Raw genomic sequence first — 16,739 nt, 5'->3', positions numbered from 1 at the left:
CTACGGAACGTTTGACGGCCGCGGCTCAAGGGGAAAAGGAGCCGGCGCCGCGCCCGAGGGGGGGATGGGCGCGACGCCGGACAGTGAGTAGACGCGAGGTGGCGTCTCCAGCAGAGACTCTAGCGCCTCCAGTGGGGCAAGTGCACGTGTTCTTATGGTCTCGCGGTACCAATACGCGGAATCCTTCCACGTACGCACCTGAGAGTTGTAGTCAACCCTCAAAAGACCGAATCGCTTGGAGTATCCGTGGGCCCACTCGAAGTTGTCCATCAGGCTCCAGGCCATGTATCCACGGACATCCGCGCCCTCTTCGCGCGCCTGCAGGAGCGCGGCCAGATGGTCGTAGAGGTAGGTGTAGCGGTCGATGTCACGGATGCGCCCGTCGTCGCTCACCTCGTCCGGCCAGGAGGAGCCGTTTTCGGTGACCATCATGGGTAACCCCATGTCGCGATGCATCCGCATCAGGTGTGCATGGAAGCCGCTCGGGTCCACGTTCCACCCCATCGTGGTGTGCTGGCCCACCAGGGGCATGAACTCCGCTTCGGCGGCACCGGGCCAGCAGCTGTGGATCGTGGCGTTGTGGCCGTCCTGGCCCGACCGCTCGTGAGGCGCCTCATTGAAGCGGACCATGTGGCTCGAGTAGTAGTTGACGCCCACCAGGTCCAGCGTGCCCTTGATCTGGGCGAGATCACCGTCGTGCACAAACGACCAGTCGGTCAGATCGGACGTCGAGTCCATGACGATCGCGGGGTACTGGCCCACCGTGTACGGGTCCATGAAGATCCGGTTGGCCAGGCCGTCGATCTTGTCGGCGACGGCGACATCGCGCGGATCGGCGGGGTTCCAGGGCCGAGGAAGGTGGGAGTTCAGCACGATGCTCACCTTGGCGTCCGGGTGGACTTCCTTGATCGCCGTGTAGGCGCGGCCGTGCGCGAGGTTCAGGTGGTGCGCGGCGGCGAGCGATGCGGCGGGCTCACTGCGACCGGGGGCATGGGCACCGCACGAGTACCCCAGAAACGCGGTGCACCAGGGCTCATTGAACGTGGTCCAGTACGTGACGCGGTCCTTGAACTCCTCGACCGTGCGTCGGGCGTATTCGACAAAGCGGTCGACGATCGCGCGATCCGGCCAGCCTCCCGCATCCTCGAGCGCCTGGGGCAGGTCCCAGTGGTACAAGGTCACCAGGGGCTCGATGCCGTACTTCTCGAGCTCATCGAGGATGCGGTGGTAGAACGCAAACCCCTCGTCGTTGAACTCGCCGTCACCCGTCGGCCGAATGCGGGGCCACGCCATCGAGAACCGATAGGCCGTCAGGCCGATCTCGGCCATCGCCGTGATGTCTTCCGCGTATCTGTGGAAGTGATCGCATGCCACATCGCCGTGCTCGCCGTTGAAGGTGCGGCCCTCGGTGTGGGCGAATGTGTCCCAGATGCTGGGCAGTCGGCCCCCCTCGGTGGCGCCTCCCTCGACCTGGTATGACGCGGTGGAGGCGCCAAAGAGGAACCCTTGGGGAAACTGATTTTCAGACATGTCAAGGAGTCTAACCGAAACGTTTCGATAGGGTGACCCCAACGTGACAGCGAGCACCGTCAGGCGCCGCCCGATGACTCCTCGTGAAATACACGCCTCGCCCGCGAGATCACCCGCGACCGCACCGGACGGACAGGTGCGGCCAGTGCCGATCGACCACCTCCAACGCGAGGGCGTCGGCAGCGGTCTTCTCCCGGACCGGGGTTCACGGAAACTCGTTCCGATTGAAGTGGGCGATCCTCGCGGCGAACACGTTGATCTGGTCGTCCGGCGCATCGTCGGGGATCTCCGTTAGACAGACGGTGGTCGCGCGTAGGCGCGCGCGGACGGAGGGCTCCCAGATGGCCTCCATCACCCGAATGAACTCAGCGCGATCGCCCTCCGGCGTCATCTCGTACCCCACCACCATCTCGTGCAACACGAGGTCGGCGAGAGCATCCGACAATCCGTCCGTGAGAGCGTCGGCGAACGGGGCGATGGCAGAGTCGAGGTCAGGAGCATAACGGGACTGGCGAACCTCCTCCAGCTCACGGCGCCTGCGAGTGAGCGCGGCGATCTGCTCGGCGAGTTCGGCATCCAGCCGACGGATGCGAATCACCCGCGCCACTTGTTCGGGCGAGTACTCGCGATACTCATTCGCGGATCGCGACGGCTCCGGCAAGATGCCGATGCGGTGGCAGTGGCGAAGGGTCCGGGGCGTGACCCCCGCGAGTTGTGCAACCTCAGCCGAGCGCATGAACGGATTTGTCGACACCCCATGTGCACCCGCCTCCGACTCGTCGCCCCGCTTCCGCAATGACGGCTCCCACGGCGCGAATCCCGTGAGGACAGCCCACAGAGCCACTCCCGCCCACGCTGCCGCGCGCAGCCACCCGACGTGGGCGATCGCTCCGGCACTGAGCACGCCGAGCGGGGCTCCTGCCAGGGAGAAGGCGCTCTGGAGAGACAGGACTCGGCCACGCACGTAGTCGGGTGTGTGGTCGGCCAAGACCGCACCGACCGCCGAGTTCACGGGGCGAGCCGCGAGACCCATGATGGCCACGACCGCGACCACCATCACCGGGACGTCAAGGGGAGCCACGACCGCGAGGCCGCCCAGCACGCCCGCGAGGCCCCCGGCGAACCAGGCGCGCCGGGTGCGAACCGTCGCGAGGCTCGCGTATGCCATCGCCCCGGTCAAAGCACCCACCGCAAACGCGACGAGCACCCATCGCGCGAGAGATTGACGCTCAATCTCGAGTGCGTACGCCAGCAGGATCAGTCCTTGAAGGGCCCCTGTCACCGCGATCGAGCCGGTTCCCAGGACCGTCATCCACACCAGCACCGGGCATCCCACAAGCGCAACCCAGCCCAGCCGCACGCTACCCACCACCCGCCGCATGGAGGAGGTCGCGCCGATCGAGCGCGGCCCGCCGGCGGGTGCCTCGCCCGGCCGCCCTGCAGTGCGGCTCACCAAGAGTCCCACTCCCGCCGCCAGTGCGGAGGCAGCGGCGGTCACCCACAAGACCGCAGTCGGGCCTGCGGTGGCGACCGCCAGCCCCGCAAGCGCCGGGCCTCCCACCGTGGCGAGAGCCGTGGCCGCCTGATTGGCGCCCACCATGCGGTCAACGATGACACCCGCGAGGAGCCCCACCGCGGCAAGACTAGAACAGCCGCGACGACCCGTCGTCCATGCCGCGCATCGCCTCGTAATCGAGGACGAGGCAGCGGATGCCGCGATCCTCGGCGAGCACGCGCGCCTGCGGCTTGATCTCCTGCGCGGCAAAGACTCCCACCACCGGCGACAGCAGCGGGTCGCGATTCAGCAACTCGAGATAGCGCGTCAGCTGCTCGACGCCGTCGATGTCTCCCCTGCGCTTGATCTCGACCGCCACCGCACGGCCCGTCGCATCACGAGCCAGGATGTCTACCGGTCCGATCGCCGTGGGAAACTCGCGGCGCACGAGTGTATGCCCGACTCCCAGGAGCGCCACCTGCTCGGCGAGTAGCTCCTGGAGGTGCGCCTCGACCCCGTCCTTGACAAGACCCGGGTCCGTTCCGAGCTCGTGCTCGGTGTCCGCGAAGATCTCGAACAACTCGATCTCGAGGCGGTCGTCAGTCTTGTCATGCTGAACAATCCACCGCGCCACGGGAGCCCCGTCGCCGCCGTCCACGGCATCGGCGTCGGCCATTTCGACCCGCAGGGTGCATGGCGGGCTCATCCAGTTCAGCGGCTTGTACGAACCTCCGTCAGAGTGCAGCAGCACCGAGCCGTCGGCCTTCACCATGATCGCCCTGGTCGCCGAGGGCAGGTGCGCGTTGAGACGGCCCGAGTAGCGGGCCGAGCAACGTGCGATGACGACGCGCACGGCCCCGTTCGCTAACCCGCGTCGACGGGGTCGGCCATGATCGTGACCATGTCGTGGTCGAACGAGATGAAACCACCGGTGATGTCAAGCAGGCGATCCTCTCCGCCCGCTAGAACCACCTTCACCACGCCCGCGCCGAGCACCGACAGGATCGGCTCATGTCCGGGCAAGAGACCGATCGAGCCCTCGACGGTGGGTGCGGTGACAAACGTTGCCTCCCCCTCCCACAGGACCCGGTTGGGTGCGACGATGTCCACGGTCAGCGCCATGGCTAGCCGATCTCCTTCTGGATGCGCGCCCAGTTCTTCTCGAGGTCCTCGAGTCCGCCGATGTTGAAGAAGGCCTGCTCCGAGATGTGGTCGTACTTGCCCTCGGTGATGCCCTTGAACGCGGCGACGGTCTCGTCGAGCGTGACGGTCGAACCCGCGACGCCGGTGAACTGCGTGGCCATGTAGGTGTTCTGGGACAGGAACTGCTGGATCTTGCGCGCCCGAGCCACGATGATCTTGTCCTCCTCGGACAACTCATCCACGCCGAGGATCGCGATGATGTCCTGCAGCTCCTTGTTGCGCTGCAGGATCGACTTGACCGAGTTCGCCACGTCGTAGTGTTCCTGACCCACATAGCGGGGATCGAGGATGCGAGACGTCGAGGCAAGCGGGTCAACGGCCGGGTAGAGGCCGCGTGACGCAATCTCACGGCTGAGCTCCGTCGTGGCGTCGAGGTGCGCAAACGTCGTGGCGGGCGCCGGGTCGGTGTAGTCGTCGGCGGGCACGTAGATGGCCTGCAGAGAGGTGATCGAGTGGCCGCGCGTCGAGGTAATACGCTCCTGCAACTGGCCCATCTCGTCGGCCAGGTTGGGCTGATAGCCCACCGCCGAGGGCATGCGGCCCAGCAGGGTCGACACCTCCGAACCGGCCTGCGTGAAGCGGAAGATGTTGTCGATGAACAGCAGCACGTCCTGCTTCTGCTCGTCGCGGAAGTACTCCGCCATCGTCAGGGCAGACAGCGCCACGCGCAGGCGGGTGCCCGGCGGCTCGTCCATCTGGCCGAACACCAGGGCGGTCTGCTTGATGACGCCCGACTCGGTCATCTCCTCGATGAGGTCGTTGCCCTCGCGGGTGCGCTCCCCCACTCCGGCAAAGACGGACACGCCATTGTGGTTATTGGCGACGCGGTAGATCATCTCCTGGATGAGCACCGTCTTGCCGACGCCCGCGCCGCCAAACAGGCCGATCTTTCCGCCCATCACGTACGGCGTGAGCAGGTCGATGACCTTGATGCCGGTCTCGAACATCTGAGTCTTGGACTCAAGTTGGTCGAAGGACGGGGGCTTGCGGTGGATGGGCCAGCGCTCGGTGATCTCCACCGTCTCGCCCTCCTTGCCGTTGAGGAGCTCCCCGGTCACGTTCCACACGTGTCCCTTGGTGACATCGCCGACGGGCACCGAGATCGGGGCACCGGTGTCGACCACCTTGGCGCCACGGACCAGGCCGTCGGTGGGCTTGAGCGCGATGGCGCGAATCATGTTGTCCCCGAGATACTGGGCAACCTCGAGAGTCATGTGCAGCACGCCGCCGCCGCCCTCGCCCTGCGCGGACAGGTCGATCTCGGTGGTGAGCGCGTTGTACATGCCCGGCAGAGCGTCGACCGGGAACTCGATGTCCACAACGGGGCCGATGACGCGAGCGACGCGGCCGACGACGCCGCCTTCGGCCGCTGGCGTGCTCGTGGCCGGGTCCTTCTTAGCGGTCGTCTTCTTCGCCGGCGCCTTCGACGCGGTCTTTGCGGTGGGAGTCATGGGTTGCTCTCTTCCGGTCACGAGGCGGCGAGCGCGTCCGCGCCCGACACAATCTCGCTGATTTCCTGGGTGATCTCGGACTGGCGCGCCGAGTTGGCGAGCCTCGTGTATTGACGAACGATGTCTTCCGCGTTGGACACTGCCGTGTTCATGGCGGACTGACGGTTGGCGAGTTCGGAAGCCGCGGCCTGCAACATGAAGTTGTAGATGCGGGACTCGATGTAACGTGGCAGCAGGGCATCCAGCACGTCCTCCGCATTCGGCTCGAAGTCGTACAGCGGTTCCATGTCTTCGTCCGGCTCCGCCACCCCCTCGACAATCTCAAGGGGAAGCATGCGAACCACACGCGGCTGCTGAGAGACCATCGACGTGAAGTGGGTGTACACCACGTGAAGCTCCGACACCCCACCCTCTTCGACCGGGGCTGTGAATGCGCGCAGCAACTCCCTCGCGACCTCATTCGACACGGTGTGAGTGGGACCGTCGGAATCGCCCGTCCACCGCCCCGCAAGCTCGCGATGGCGGAACGTGTAATAGGACACGCCGCGACGGCCCGTCGCGTATTGAACGATCTCCTTGCCGGCCTCCTCGAGGCGCTCCTTCAAGCGCTCCGCCTCGCGGATCGCGTTGGCGGAGTAGGCGCCCGCCATCCCACGGTCGGCGGTGATCACGAGCACGGCGACGCGCTGAGTATCCAGACGCTCGCTGGTGAGCGGGTGCTCGACATCGGAGTGATTGGCGACGGCGGAGATCGCGCGCGTGATGGCGCGCGAATATGGAGCTGCGGCCGCCACCCGTTCGCGTGCCTTTGCGATGCGCGAGGCGGCGATCAACTCCATCGCGCGGAAGATCTTCTTCAGCGACTGGGTCGACTTGATTTTCGCCTTATAGACGCGCTGCTGGCCGGCCACGAGCTACTTCTTCGCCGAGCTCTTGGAACGCCGCGCCGCGACGATCTGCTCCTGCTCAACCTCGGCCTCGCCGCCGCCCGCGATGCTCGCGTCGGTGGTCAGTTCCGCGTTGGCGGACTCGAGGAAGGTCTCGACGAAGCTGTCGACGGACGTGTGCAACTCGGCTTCGTCCTCCTCGGACATCTTCCCGGTACCAGCAATGTGGTCCAAGACCTTGCTGGACTGGCGGAGGTGGTCGATGAGTTCACGTTCGAAGCGCAACACGTCGCTCAAGGCAATCTTGTCGAGCTTGCCCTTGGTACCGGCCCAGATGGACACCACCTGCTCCTCGATCGGGTACGGCGAGTACTGGGGCTGCTTGAGCAATTCCATGAGCCGCGCGCCGCGGGTCAACTGCTGGCGCGAGGCCGCGTCGAGATCGGACGCGAACATCGCGAAGGCCTCAAGCGACCGATACTGCGCCAGGTCGATCTTCAGGGTTCCCGACACGCCCTTCATCGCCTTGACCTGCGCGGAACCGCCGACGCGCGACACCGAGATGCCGACGTCGATGGCGGGGCGCTGGTTGGCGTTGAAGAGGTCGGACTGCAAGAAGATCTGGCCGTCGGTGATCGAAATGACGTTGGTGGGGATGTAGGCGGAAACGTCGTTTGCCTTGGTCTCGATCACGGGCAAGCCCGTCATCGAACCGGCACCCATCTCATCGGACAGCTTCGCGCACCGCTCCAGCAGACGGGAGTGCAGGTAGAAGACGTCGCCCGGGTATGCCTCGCGGCCCGGCGGGCGGCGCAGCAGCAGCGACACGGCTCGGTACGCCTCGGCCTGCTTCGACAGGTCATCGAAGATGATCAGCACGTGCTTGCCGCCGTACATCCAGTGTTGGCCGATGGCCGAGCCGGTGTAGGGCGCGAGGTACTTGAAGCCGGCAGGGTCGGACGCGGGTGAGGCCACGATCGTCGTGTACTGCATGGCGCCAGCGTCTTCGAGTGCGCCGCGCACCGCGGCGATCGTGGAGCCCTTCTGGCCGATCGCCACATAGATGCACCGCACCTGCTTGGCGGGGTCGCCCGAATCCCAGTTGTCCTTCTGGTTGATGATGGTGTCGATCGCAATCGCGGTCTTGCCCGTCTGGCGGTCGCCGATGATCAGCTGGCGCTGTCCGCGGCCGATCGGGATCATCGCGTCGATTGCCTTGAGCCCGGTCTGCAAAGGCTCGTGAACCGACTTGCGCTGCATCACGCCGGGAGCCTGGAGCTCGAGCGCACGGCGACCCTCGGTCTTCAACTCTCCCAGGCCGTCGATCGCGTTGCCGAGCGGGTCAACCACGCGGCCCAGGTAGCCGTCGCCCACCTCGACTGAGAGGACCTCGCCCGTGCGGTGCACGGCCTGGCCCTCCTCGATGCCGGTGAACTCGCCGAGCACCACCACGCCGATGGTGCGCACATCAAGGTTGAGCGCGAGTCCAAGCGAACCGTCCTCAAAGCGCAGTAACTCGTTTGCCATCACCCCGGGAAGACCCTCGACCTGCGCGATGCCGTCGGACGCGAGGACCACAGTGCCGACCTCTTCGGTCTTGGTGCCCTGAGGCTCAAATGAGTTCACGTGAGCGTCGAGCGCGGCCCTGATCTCGTCGGGGCTGATCGTCAACTCGGCCATTTCATACTCTCCTGTCGATGCCGCTGGGAAAGCGGATGTCGTACGTCGGCTGTCAGCCGACAAGTCGTCGTCGTGCGTCGGCCAGGCGGGAGACGATCGTGCCGTCCACCACCTCGGAACCGACCTGGACCTTGATGCCGCCCAACACCTCGGGGTCGACGGCCACGTTCACCTGAATCTCGTGGCCGTACGCCTCCTTGAGGAGCCCGGCCAAGCGGGTGCGTTGCTCGGCGCTGAGCTCGACCGCGGCGGTCACGCGTGCGACGAGCCGCTCACGACGCTGTGCGGCGACCTGCACAAGTTCGCGGACCGCGCTCAGCAGGCGCGTGCTGCGGGGTGCTGCCACCTTCCGCTCAAGAAGAGCGAGGGTGGTGGGGCTCACCTTGGCGCCCATGACATCCCTGAGCAACGCCACCCGGTGTGCGGCCTCCGTGGAACGATCGCCCAGAGCGGTGAGCAGGCTGCGATGCGCCATCAGCTCGCGCTCGACCCGGAAGAGTTCTTCCTCCACCTGCTGCAGCGTGCCCTCAGCCTCGGAGTGCGCCAAGAGAGCAAGCGAACCCGCGTCTTCGATCGACTCGGCGAGGTCTGGCTCTTCCGACCATCGCGCTCTCGCGAAGTCGGCCACCACGGACCTCACGCGCTCGTCGAAGGAGGCAAACAACTGCTGGACCAGCTTCGCCTTGTGGTCGGCGGGCCGCGACGGATCCGTGAGCGCGCGACTGAGCGACCCCGAACGGTCAAGGCCGTCAACCACGGCGAACAGTTCGCTCGCGAGCTTGGTTCCGTCCTTGCCTGCCGCCGAGGCGACCGGGTCAAAGGCGCGGAGCACCACGTCACGAGCGCGCTGGCTGGTTCCCTTCATCGTCAGCTCTTCTCCTTGACCGAACTCTCGAGTTCGTCCAGGAAGCCGTCGATGAGGCGCTGCTGACGTGCGTCGTCGGCGAGGGATTCGCCCACGATGCGCGACGCAAGCTCCGTCGCAAGGGAGCCGATCTCCGCGCGCAACGACACCACCGCTTGCTGGCGCTCGGCGTCAATCTGCTTGCTGGAGGTCTCCGACACGCGCTGGGCGTCAAGAACGGCCTTCTCACGGCCGTCCGCGACAATCTGCGCGGCCTCATTGCGAGCGTCCTCACGAATCTTCGCGGCCTCCGTGCGGGCTTCACGCAACTGCGCCGTGTACTCCTCAAGAGCCGCGGCGGCCTCGGCCTGCGCCTGTTCCGCCTTCGAGATGCCGCCCTGAATCAGCTCTGCACGCTCGTCCAGCACCTTCTGCAAGCGTGGCAGCAGCATGCGCTGGAAGACCACCACGATGGTGACGAAGATGACGAACGACCACAACAGGTCGTAGTTGGTGGGCAGGATCGGGTTGAAGGTGGCTTCACCCTCTTCCGCCGCGACGATCAAGGCACTCATTAGGCGAAGATGAATCCGGTCACCAGGCCGAGGAGTGCGAGCACCTCGACGAAGGCGACACCGAGGAACATCGTGGCGCGCAGCTGGCCGGATGCCTCAGGCTGACGGGCCATGCCCTCGATGGTCTTGCCGATCAGGATGCCAAGGCCGATGCCGGGGCCGATCGCGGCGAGGCCGTAGCCGATCGTCGAGATGTTGCCGGTGAGTTCGGCGAGGATGGTGGTATCCACAGTGTTTCCTTCCGTGTTGTGCGGCAGAAACCGCAACGTATTAGTGCTCGTCCTCGAGCGACAGATTGATGTAGACGGCGGACAAGATGGTGAAGACATAGGCCTGCAAGAGCGCCACGAAGATTTCGAACAGGGTAAACGCAAATCCGGATGCAAGCGAGATGACACTAACGCCCTTGAGCACTCCCGTCGCCTCAAAAAGGAAGTACTGCGTGGCGGCGAACGTGAGCACCAGCAGCAGGTGTCCGGCGATCATGTTGGCCGCGAGTCGCAGTGCGAGCGTTCCCGGCCTCAGGACAAAGACCTGCAACGCCTCGATCGGGGTGAGCAGGAAGTAGATGGGCCACGGCACGCCGGGCGGGAAGAGGTTCGACTTGAGGAAGTGGCCGAAGCCCTGCTGGCGTACACCCTCCGACAGGTACAACACATAGACCCACAGCGCCATGATGATCGGCAAGCCGATCAACGAGGTGCCGGCGATGTTGAGGAAGGGGATCACGCCGGTCGCGTTGAAGAACGCCACCGCAATGAACAGCGTCGTCAGAAACGCGAGGTACTTCTTGGCACGCTCCTCGCCCATGATGAGTTCGACGATCTGGACGCGAACGAAGTCGACGATCCATTCGATCGCACCCTGCCCGCGACCGGGCACCACCCTGGCTCTGCGCGTAGCAAGCCAGAAGATGCCGATCATCACGACGGCAGCGACCACGCGCACGAACGTGATCCGGTTGAACTCGAAGATGGTGCCGCCGAACAGCAATGGCTCCGGGTTCAGATCCGCGATGGAAGGCGCGTGAAAGCCGTCGGATCCAAAGAGCCATTGGAAGAAGTTCCGTGACGGGGCTTCGGCGTCGCCGTTGTCGACTGCCGTCAGCACGGTGGCGGCCAGGTTCAGCACTCGCATCTCTCCCTGGGGTGGGCGGCAGGGCACGTGCACACATGGCGCCCTTGTCTGTGTGGGACTGGTCGCAAGCCTAACCTATGACCGGTCGCCACCAGAACTCGATCCGGCGTATGAGATCCGCGCTCGCCTCACTGCAAACAGGTCTATCGCCAAGGTTGCACCCACACCCACCAAGGTGACGGTGCCAAAGGTCCCGCGGTCGATGCCCTCGATGCGACCTAGGAGCAGCAAGCCGATCACAATCACGAACATCTTCGCCAGCCACGCACCCCCCACGATGCCGGCGAAGACGATGGGGTCACGGCGATGACCCGCGATCATGGCGGCTTGAGTGACCATGCCGGATACGGCCGCAACCGCCACTCCGGCGAGCGCGGACCACACCCCATCCGCGCCTCGCCATGCGGCAGCCACGACGACGCTCGCCACGGCAATCACCGCCAGCACGATACCCGTCGCGACGAGCGCCCAACGGTACGCACGAGACTCCGAACGGTTGCTGTCATTCGCCATGCTTTGCCTCCTTGTGGACGCTTGGCGCCGCGTCCCGACCCTCCTGGGCTAGTTTGCGCGCCGGCGCCGCGGCTGCGCCCGCTCCGCGCCACAGTCGCGCAAAGAAGCGGCGTAGACCGGGCGAGAACGTGATGGCGGCCGCAGCAAGCAACCCGATTGCGAGCATGAGCGCGGAGTAGCGCAGCCGCACCAACACCACCGATGCCGCAGAGAACGAGAACACGAACGTCCACAGCCACAGCACCGCGACAGCCCACCGGTGCGAGTGACCGAACCTCAGGAGCCGGTGGTGCAAGTGGTGGGCGTCGGGCTGGAAGGGCGACTGTCCCTTCCCGATGCGACGCAGGAACGCCAATCCCATGTCGAGCAGCGGGATCGCCACGACGGCGAGCGGTAGCAGCATCGGCAAGAAGGCGGGAATCTGCTGAACGCGTTGACCCACGACAGAAGGGTCAAATTGTCCCGTCACCGTGATTGCAGCGGCCGCGAAGACCAGGCCGAGGACCATCGATCCGGAGTCGCCCATAAAGATGCGGGCCGGGTGCACGTTGTGGGGAAGGAACCCGAGGCATGCGCCGACCATCACCGCGGCGATGAGCGTCGCCAACGAGGAGTAGTCCCCAGGCGAGGCGTCGCGCGCGAGCGCGTAGGTGTACACCATGAAGGCGACGCCTCCGATGGCGACCAGGCCCGCGGCAAGCCCGTCGAGTCCATCCACAAAGTTCACGGCGTTGATGGAGACCACGACCACCACCACGGTCGCGATGAGCGATAGGTAGCTGTCGCCGATGGTGCGGCCGCCGATAGGCAGGGCCACCAACTGAACGCCTCCCCACGCCATGAGCAGGGCCGCAAGGATCTGGCCCGCGAGCTTGGCCATCCAATCCAAGTCCCAGACGTCGTCCACGACGCCAACGGCACACACCAATCCAGCACCGGCCATGACAGCCCACGCGCTGTGGGAGACCTCGAACACTCCCGCCAGAAATGGGATGGTCGACGCGAGCACCAACCCGGCGGCGAGTCCCAAGAAGATGGCGACGCCCCCGAGGCGCGCGGTGGGCACCGAGTGGACATCGCGTTCGCGGACCGCCGTCACGGCTCCCAGGTGAATCGCGAGGTGCCGCATCGCGGGAGTCGCCACGTAGGTGACGAGCGCGGACACGATCAGCAGCGTCAGGTAGACCTTCACTTAGGCACCATCCCCTCGCCGAAAGCCTGCGCGCCCACGATCTCAACGAGCCGATCCCCACTCACTCCGCCTTCGCGGACGATGCGCAGCGCGGGGCCGGTCGCGTCCACAATGGTCGACGCCACCCCCAAGGGACTGTCGCCGCCATCAAGATAGACGGACACGGCGTCACCCAACTGGCGCTCGGCGTCGTCCGCCGTGGTGGCTGCGGAGTTGCCGGTCCGGTTGGCGCTGGTGACCGCCAGAGGACCGGTGCGGGCCAGGAGCGCGAGCGCTGCCGCGTGATCCGGAACCCTCAGCGCGACCGTGCCGCGCGTCTCGCCCAGGTCCCACGCAAGGCTCGGCTGGGCCGACACGATCACCGTGAGCGGGCCCGGCCAGAGAGCCTCCATGAGCGCGCGCGCGGGCGCGGGCACGTCGCGCGCAAGACCGTCGACGGTCTGCGCCGAGGGGATGAGAACGGGAGGCGGCATCTGCCGATCGCGGCCCTTGGCGGCGAGTACGCGGGCGACGGCCTCGGGCTGGAAGGCATCACATCCCACTCCATACACCGTGTCGGTGGGCAGGACCACCACCTCGCCGCGTGACAACGCGTGGACGGCCGCATCGAGCGACGGGCCCCACGTGGCGGGGTCGAAACAGGGCAGAATCACGACCCTAGTGTGGCATGACGGGGAAGGTCAGGCGCCGTGTCAGCGCCGTCGCGCCACGAGCATTCGATCGCGACCCGTGAGGTCTTGGCGCGTCTCGATCTGCCTGAACTCGCCTGTCGCTGCCGCGGCGTCGCACGCCTGGGCGCCCTGCACGTCGGCATGCTCCATGACGAGCAGTCCGCCGCACCTCAGCAGGCGCGCCGCCGCCGCGATCACGGCGCGGGGCACGTCGAGTCCATCCTCCCCGCCGCCGAAGAGCGCAAGCACGGGATCATAGTCGCGCACCTCGGGGTCTCGCGGAATGGCACCCGGCGGGATGTAGGGCGGGTTCGACACGACCACGTCGACGCGCCCGTCGAGATCCGCAAACAGCGACGGGTCGGCGACGTCGCCTAACTCCACCCGGGACTCCGGTTTTCCGGCGGCCGCCAGGTTGGCGCGCGTCACGCGCGCGGCGTCCGCGGAAACGTCCACGGCTACCACAGTGGCCGTGGGCACTTCGTCGCCTACCGACGCCGCGATGGCGCCCGAGCCGGAGCAGAGGTCGACGATGAGGGGGACACGGCCATCGGCGGCGAGTCGCGTCGCCTCGTCGATTGCCACCCCCGCCACCACCTCCGTCTCCGGTCGCGGCACAAACACCGCCGGGTCGACCGCGAGCGTCACATGGCGAAACCCCGTGTACCCGAGGATGTGCTGCAAGGGCTCGCGGGCCGCGCGGCGCGACACCGCCAGCGCAAAGTCGCTGTCAAAACTGTCGGGAAGGCGGAGCGGCTCGAGCGCCGGGTACCGCGGCTCGCCCAGCACGTGTGCGGCAAGCTCGCGCGCGTCGTGCTCTGGAGAGGGGACGCCGGCTGCCGCGAGTGTGCGGGCAGCATCGCGTACCCGTTCGCTCAGTCGCGCCACTAGTCCCCGTGCGCGTCGAGCCGCGCGGCCTCGTCGGCGTCGATCGCGGACTGAATCACGGGGCCCAGGTCGCCAGCGAGCACGTGGTCGAGGTTGTAGGCCTTGTAACCGGTGCGGTGGTCCGCAATGCGGTTCTCGGGATAGTTGTAGGTGCGAATGCGCTCGGAACGGTCCACGGTGCGCACTTGAGACTTCCGGATGTCGTGCGCCTCGGCGTCCGCCGCCTCCTTCTGCGCGGCCAAGAGGCGGGCGCGCAGGATGCGGAGTGCGGACTCCTTGTTCTGGAGCTGGCTCTTCTCGTTCTGGCAGCTCACCACGATGCCGGTGGGCTCGTGGGTGAGGCGCACGGCCGAGTCGGTGGTGTTGACGGATTGCCCGCCAGGGCCGGATGAACGGAACACGTCGACGCGCACGTCGTTCATGTCGATCTCGACCTCTTCGACGGCGTCGGGCTCGGGATAGACCAACACCCCCGCCGCGGAGGTGTGGATGCGCCCCTGTGATTCGGTGGCAGGCACCCGCTGGACACGGTGCACGCCTCCCTCATATTTGAGTTGGGCCCACACGCCGTCCTGCGGCTCAGGGTTTCCCTTGGACTTCAGCGCGACGGAAATGTCCTTGAACCCGCCCATGTCCGTCTCGGTCGCCTCGAGGACTTCGGCCTTCCAGCCCTTGGTCTCCGCGAACTTCAGGTACATCTTGAGCAGGTCGCCGGCGAACAGCGCCGATTCCTCGCCGCCTTCGCCAGACTTGATCTCGAGGATGACGTCGCGGCCGTCGTCAGGGTCGCGAGGGATGAGAATGCGGCGCAGCTTCTCCGTGGCGTCCTCGACGGCCGCCTCCAGGGCGGGGACCTCGTCGGCAAACTCGGGATCGGCCTCGGCCATGCTTCTGGCGGCGGCCAGGTCGTCCTGCGCCGCCTCCCAAACGTGGTGCGCCGCGACAACGCGTCCTAATTCGGCGAAGCGCCGCCCGAGGGTGCGCGCCCTGCCCCCATCGGCATGAACCGCGGGGTCAGAGAGCTGACGTTCAATGTCCTCGTACTCGTCCAGCAGCGGCTGGACGGCTGCGAATGCTTCGGCCACGTTGTCGCGACGTCCGCTCGCTTAGTCCTTGGTCCCGTAGCGCTTCTGGAAGCGGGCGACGCGGCCTCCGGTGTCCATGATCTTCTGCTTGCCCGTGTAGAACGGGTGGCAGGCCGAGCAGACCTCGACGTTGATCTTGCCGGAGGTGACGGTGCTGCGGGTCTCGAATTCGTTGCCGCAGGTGCACGTGACAGTGGTGGCCACGTACTCGGGGTGGATGTCCTTCTTCATGATCTCCCTTAGGTGTGCTGCCGGGTCCGTACACATACCTTGCAACGGTGAACCGGCCAGCCAGCGTTCTATTCTGCCAGAGTGGAACGCCCTCCGGCTACACGCTGTTCCCGCCACTGCTCGTCCGCACCCTGCCCCGCGCGTCGTCCGCACCGCCCCGCCCCGCCCCGATCGCGCTGGCAGGGGTTGAGTGCCACATATGGGAACTTAAGCGCACTGAACTCCTGCTGGGGACCAAAACTATCCACAGATACGACTGCACCGGCACCTTCGCCTCGGCACCTCTGGTCGGCTACGCCCATGAGCAAACTCGCCACGCGCCGTGACGCGACCGTCTCGCTCGCCGCGTACGTTCATGACAACCCTCACGCCTTCAGCCGCGCTCAACTGATCGCTCGGTGGAGCCGCCACCAACTCGACTCATCGCTTCGCAGCGGCGCCCTGGTGCGGCTCTTGCCGGATGTGTACGCCGCGGCCACCCATGCGAGTCATCCCGTGGTGACAGGCGAGGCCATCAACCTCTGGGCCCAGCGCGGGCTGGTGACGGGAGCGCTCGCGCTCCACCTGTGCTCGGCCGACCTACCTCCGCCCGCCATCGCTCACGTCGTAGTGCCCAACGGCGATCGCATGAATGCACCCAGGTGGGTCAAGGTCCATCAGACCGGACCGCTGCAACAAAGCTGCGCTCCCCGCGGCGTCGCGTGCACCACGCCGGAGCGCGCGTTGCTTGACGCATGGAGGTATGCGGCACCGCGTGACCGTCGCAATCTCTTGTACGAGGCGCTGTGGGCGCGGGTCTGCAGCTGGCGCCAGGTGCGGCGCGAGGCAGCGCGAGCGCCGCGGGTCGCGGGAAGGAGGGATCTGGAGCGCGTGTTGGGCTGGTTCGCTGTCGGCGCCACGTCACCGCTCGAGGTGCGCGCACGACACGAGACGTTCACCGACCGGCGGTTCCACGACTTCGAGTGGCAGGTCGAGTTACGCCTGGGGAGGCGCCGAGCGACTGCGGACATGCTGCACCGCCGCGCCATGTTGGTCGTGGAATTCGACGGCGACCGCTACCACTCGAGCCCGAAGGACCGGAGCGACGACCGCAATCGCGACGTCGACCTCGCGGCGGCGGGCTACCTCACGGTGCGGTTTGGGTGGGACGACATCGTGCGACGCCCCGAGTGGTGTCGCGAGCGAGTGGCGACCATCGTGGAGGCGCGACTCCAACCTGCTAGCAGGAGGTGAGTGCCCAAATCGGGCCACTTTCAGGCACGCAACTCCTGCCAGAGTGCATGGACGGAGACGGCCCGCGCGGAGCCGCGGGCCTGCCCTTCACCAGCACGCGCAGGTGCCCGATGCCTGAGTTGGC

The 16,739-nt window shown here is 66.4% G+C and carries 18 protein-coding genes; 1 reads left to right on the top strand and 17 read right to left on the bottom strand.

Annotated elements, in window-relative coordinates; translation table 11 throughout:
* The 17 genes from QZZ29_RS09200 to rpmE all read right to left on the bottom strand — a co-directional run bounded on the left by QZZ29_RS09200 (nt 1) and on the right by rpmE (nt 15,382).
* Nucleotides 1-1,530 (bottom strand): GH1 family beta-glucosidase, encoded by a 1,530-nt coding sequence (locus tag QZZ29_RS09200; protein WP_291382751.1) that lies wholly within the window; start codon nt 1,528-1,530, stop codon nt 1-3.
* A 205-nt stretch (nt 1,531-1,735) separates the two neighbouring features.
* Complete coding sequence (locus tag QZZ29_RS09195; protein WP_291382750.1) at nt 1,736-3,163, bottom strand: MFS transporter; 1,428 nt, start codon at nt 3,161-3,163, stop codon at nt 1,736-1,738.
* A gap of 10 nt (nt 3,164-3,173) precedes the next feature.
* Nucleotides 3,174-3,878, bottom strand: a complete 705-nt coding sequence (gene nucS / locus QZZ29_RS09190) for an endonuclease NucS (protein ID WP_291382749.1) — start codon at nt 3,876-3,878, stop codon at nt 3,174-3,176.
* Between the two features lie 11 nt (nt 3,879-3,889).
* Nucleotides 3,890-4,147 (bottom strand): F0F1 ATP synthase subunit epsilon, encoded by a 258-nt coding sequence (locus tag QZZ29_RS09185; protein WP_291382748.1) that lies wholly within the window; start codon nt 4,145-4,147, stop codon nt 3,890-3,892.
* 2 nt (nt 4,148-4,149) lie between these two features.
* Nucleotides 4,150-5,679 (bottom strand): F0F1 ATP synthase subunit beta, encoded by a 1,530-nt coding sequence (gene atpD / locus QZZ29_RS09180; protein ID WP_291382747.1) that lies wholly within the window; start codon nt 5,677-5,679, stop codon nt 4,150-4,152.
* A 17-nt stretch (nt 5,680-5,696) separates the two neighbouring features.
* The gene (locus QZZ29_RS09175) at nt 5,697-6,590 is read right to left on the bottom strand and encodes a F0F1 ATP synthase subunit gamma (RefSeq protein ID WP_291382746.1); all 894 of its coding nucleotides are present in this window, start codon (nt 6,588-6,590) and stop codon (nt 5,697-5,699) included.
* Between the two features lie 3 nt (nt 6,591-6,593).
* Nucleotides 6,594-8,246 (bottom strand): F0F1 ATP synthase subunit alpha, encoded by a 1,653-nt coding sequence (atpA, locus tag QZZ29_RS09170; RefSeq protein WP_291382745.1) that lies wholly within the window; start codon nt 8,244-8,246, stop codon nt 6,594-6,596.
* 52 nt (nt 8,247-8,298) lie between these two features.
* Nucleotides 8,299-9,111, bottom strand: a complete 813-nt coding sequence (locus QZZ29_RS09165; RefSeq protein WP_291382744.1) for a F0F1 ATP synthase subunit delta — start codon at nt 9,109-9,111, stop codon at nt 8,299-8,301.
* A 2-nt stretch (nt 9,112-9,113) separates the two neighbouring features.
* Complete coding sequence (locus tag QZZ29_RS09160) at nt 9,114-9,665, bottom strand: F0F1 ATP synthase subunit B (RefSeq protein WP_291382743.1); 552 nt, start codon at nt 9,663-9,665, stop codon at nt 9,114-9,116.
* On the bottom strand, nt 9,665-9,895 hold the full coding sequence (locus QZZ29_RS09155; RefSeq protein WP_291382742.1) for an ATP synthase F0 subunit C: 231 nt from the start codon (nt 9,893-9,895) through the stop codon (nt 9,665-9,667). Before QZZ29_RS09155 ends, QZZ29_RS09160 begins: the two co-directional genes overlap by 1 nt.
* A 40-nt stretch (nt 9,896-9,935) precedes the next feature.
* Complete coding sequence (gene atpB / locus QZZ29_RS09150; protein ID WP_291382741.1) at nt 9,936-10,802, bottom strand: F0F1 ATP synthase subunit A; 867 nt, start codon at nt 10,800-10,802, stop codon at nt 9,936-9,938.
* 75 nt (nt 10,803-10,877) lie between these two features.
* Complete coding sequence (locus tag QZZ29_RS09145) at nt 10,878-11,315, bottom strand: hypothetical protein (protein WP_291382740.1); 438 nt, start codon at nt 11,313-11,315, stop codon at nt 10,878-10,880.
* Nucleotides 11,305-12,507, bottom strand: a complete 1,203-nt coding sequence (locus QZZ29_RS09140; protein WP_291382739.1) for an MraY family glycosyltransferase — start codon at nt 12,505-12,507, stop codon at nt 11,305-11,307. The genes QZZ29_RS09145 and QZZ29_RS09140 overlap by 11 nt, the downstream gene beginning before the upstream one ends.
* The gene (locus QZZ29_RS09135; protein WP_291382738.1) at nt 12,504-13,160 is read right to left on the bottom strand and encodes an L-threonylcarbamoyladenylate synthase; all 657 of its coding nucleotides are present in this window, start codon (nt 13,158-13,160) and stop codon (nt 12,504-12,506) included. The genes QZZ29_RS09140 and QZZ29_RS09135 overlap by 4 nt, the downstream gene beginning before the upstream one ends.
* A 39-nt stretch (nt 13,161-13,199) precedes the next feature.
* The gene (gene prmC, locus QZZ29_RS09130) at nt 13,200-14,066 is read right to left on the bottom strand and encodes a peptide chain release factor N(5)-glutamine methyltransferase (protein ID WP_291382737.1); all 867 of its coding nucleotides are present in this window, start codon (nt 14,064-14,066) and stop codon (nt 13,200-13,202) included.
* Nucleotides 14,066-15,151, bottom strand: coding sequence for a peptide chain release factor 1 (gene prfA / locus QZZ29_RS09125; RefSeq protein WP_291382736.1), 1,086 nt, complete (start codon nt 15,149-15,151; stop codon nt 14,066-14,068). The genes prmC and prfA overlap by 1 nt, the downstream gene beginning before the upstream one ends.
* A gap of 21 nt (nt 15,152-15,172) precedes the next feature.
* Entirely contained in the window at nt 15,173-15,382 is a 210-nt protein-coding gene (gene rpmE / locus QZZ29_RS09120) for a 50S ribosomal protein L31 (protein ID WP_291382735.1), read from the bottom strand.
* A 300-nt stretch (nt 15,383-15,682) separates the two neighbouring features.
* Between rpmE and QZZ29_RS09115 the strand changes: the two genes are divergently transcribed.
* The gene (locus QZZ29_RS09115) at nt 15,683-16,615 is read left to right on the top strand and encodes a DUF559 domain-containing protein (RefSeq protein ID WP_291382734.1); all 933 of its coding nucleotides are present in this window, start codon (nt 15,683-15,685) and stop codon (nt 16,613-16,615) included.
* The last annotated feature ends 124 nt before the right edge of the window (nt 16,616-16,739 follow it).

It is taken from the genome of Demequina sp. (assembly GCF_016278765.1).
Taxonomy (GTDB): Bacteria; Actinomycetota; Actinomycetes; order Actinomycetales; family Demequinaceae; genus Demequina.
This window is presented reverse-complemented; position numbering and strand designations above follow the sequence as displayed.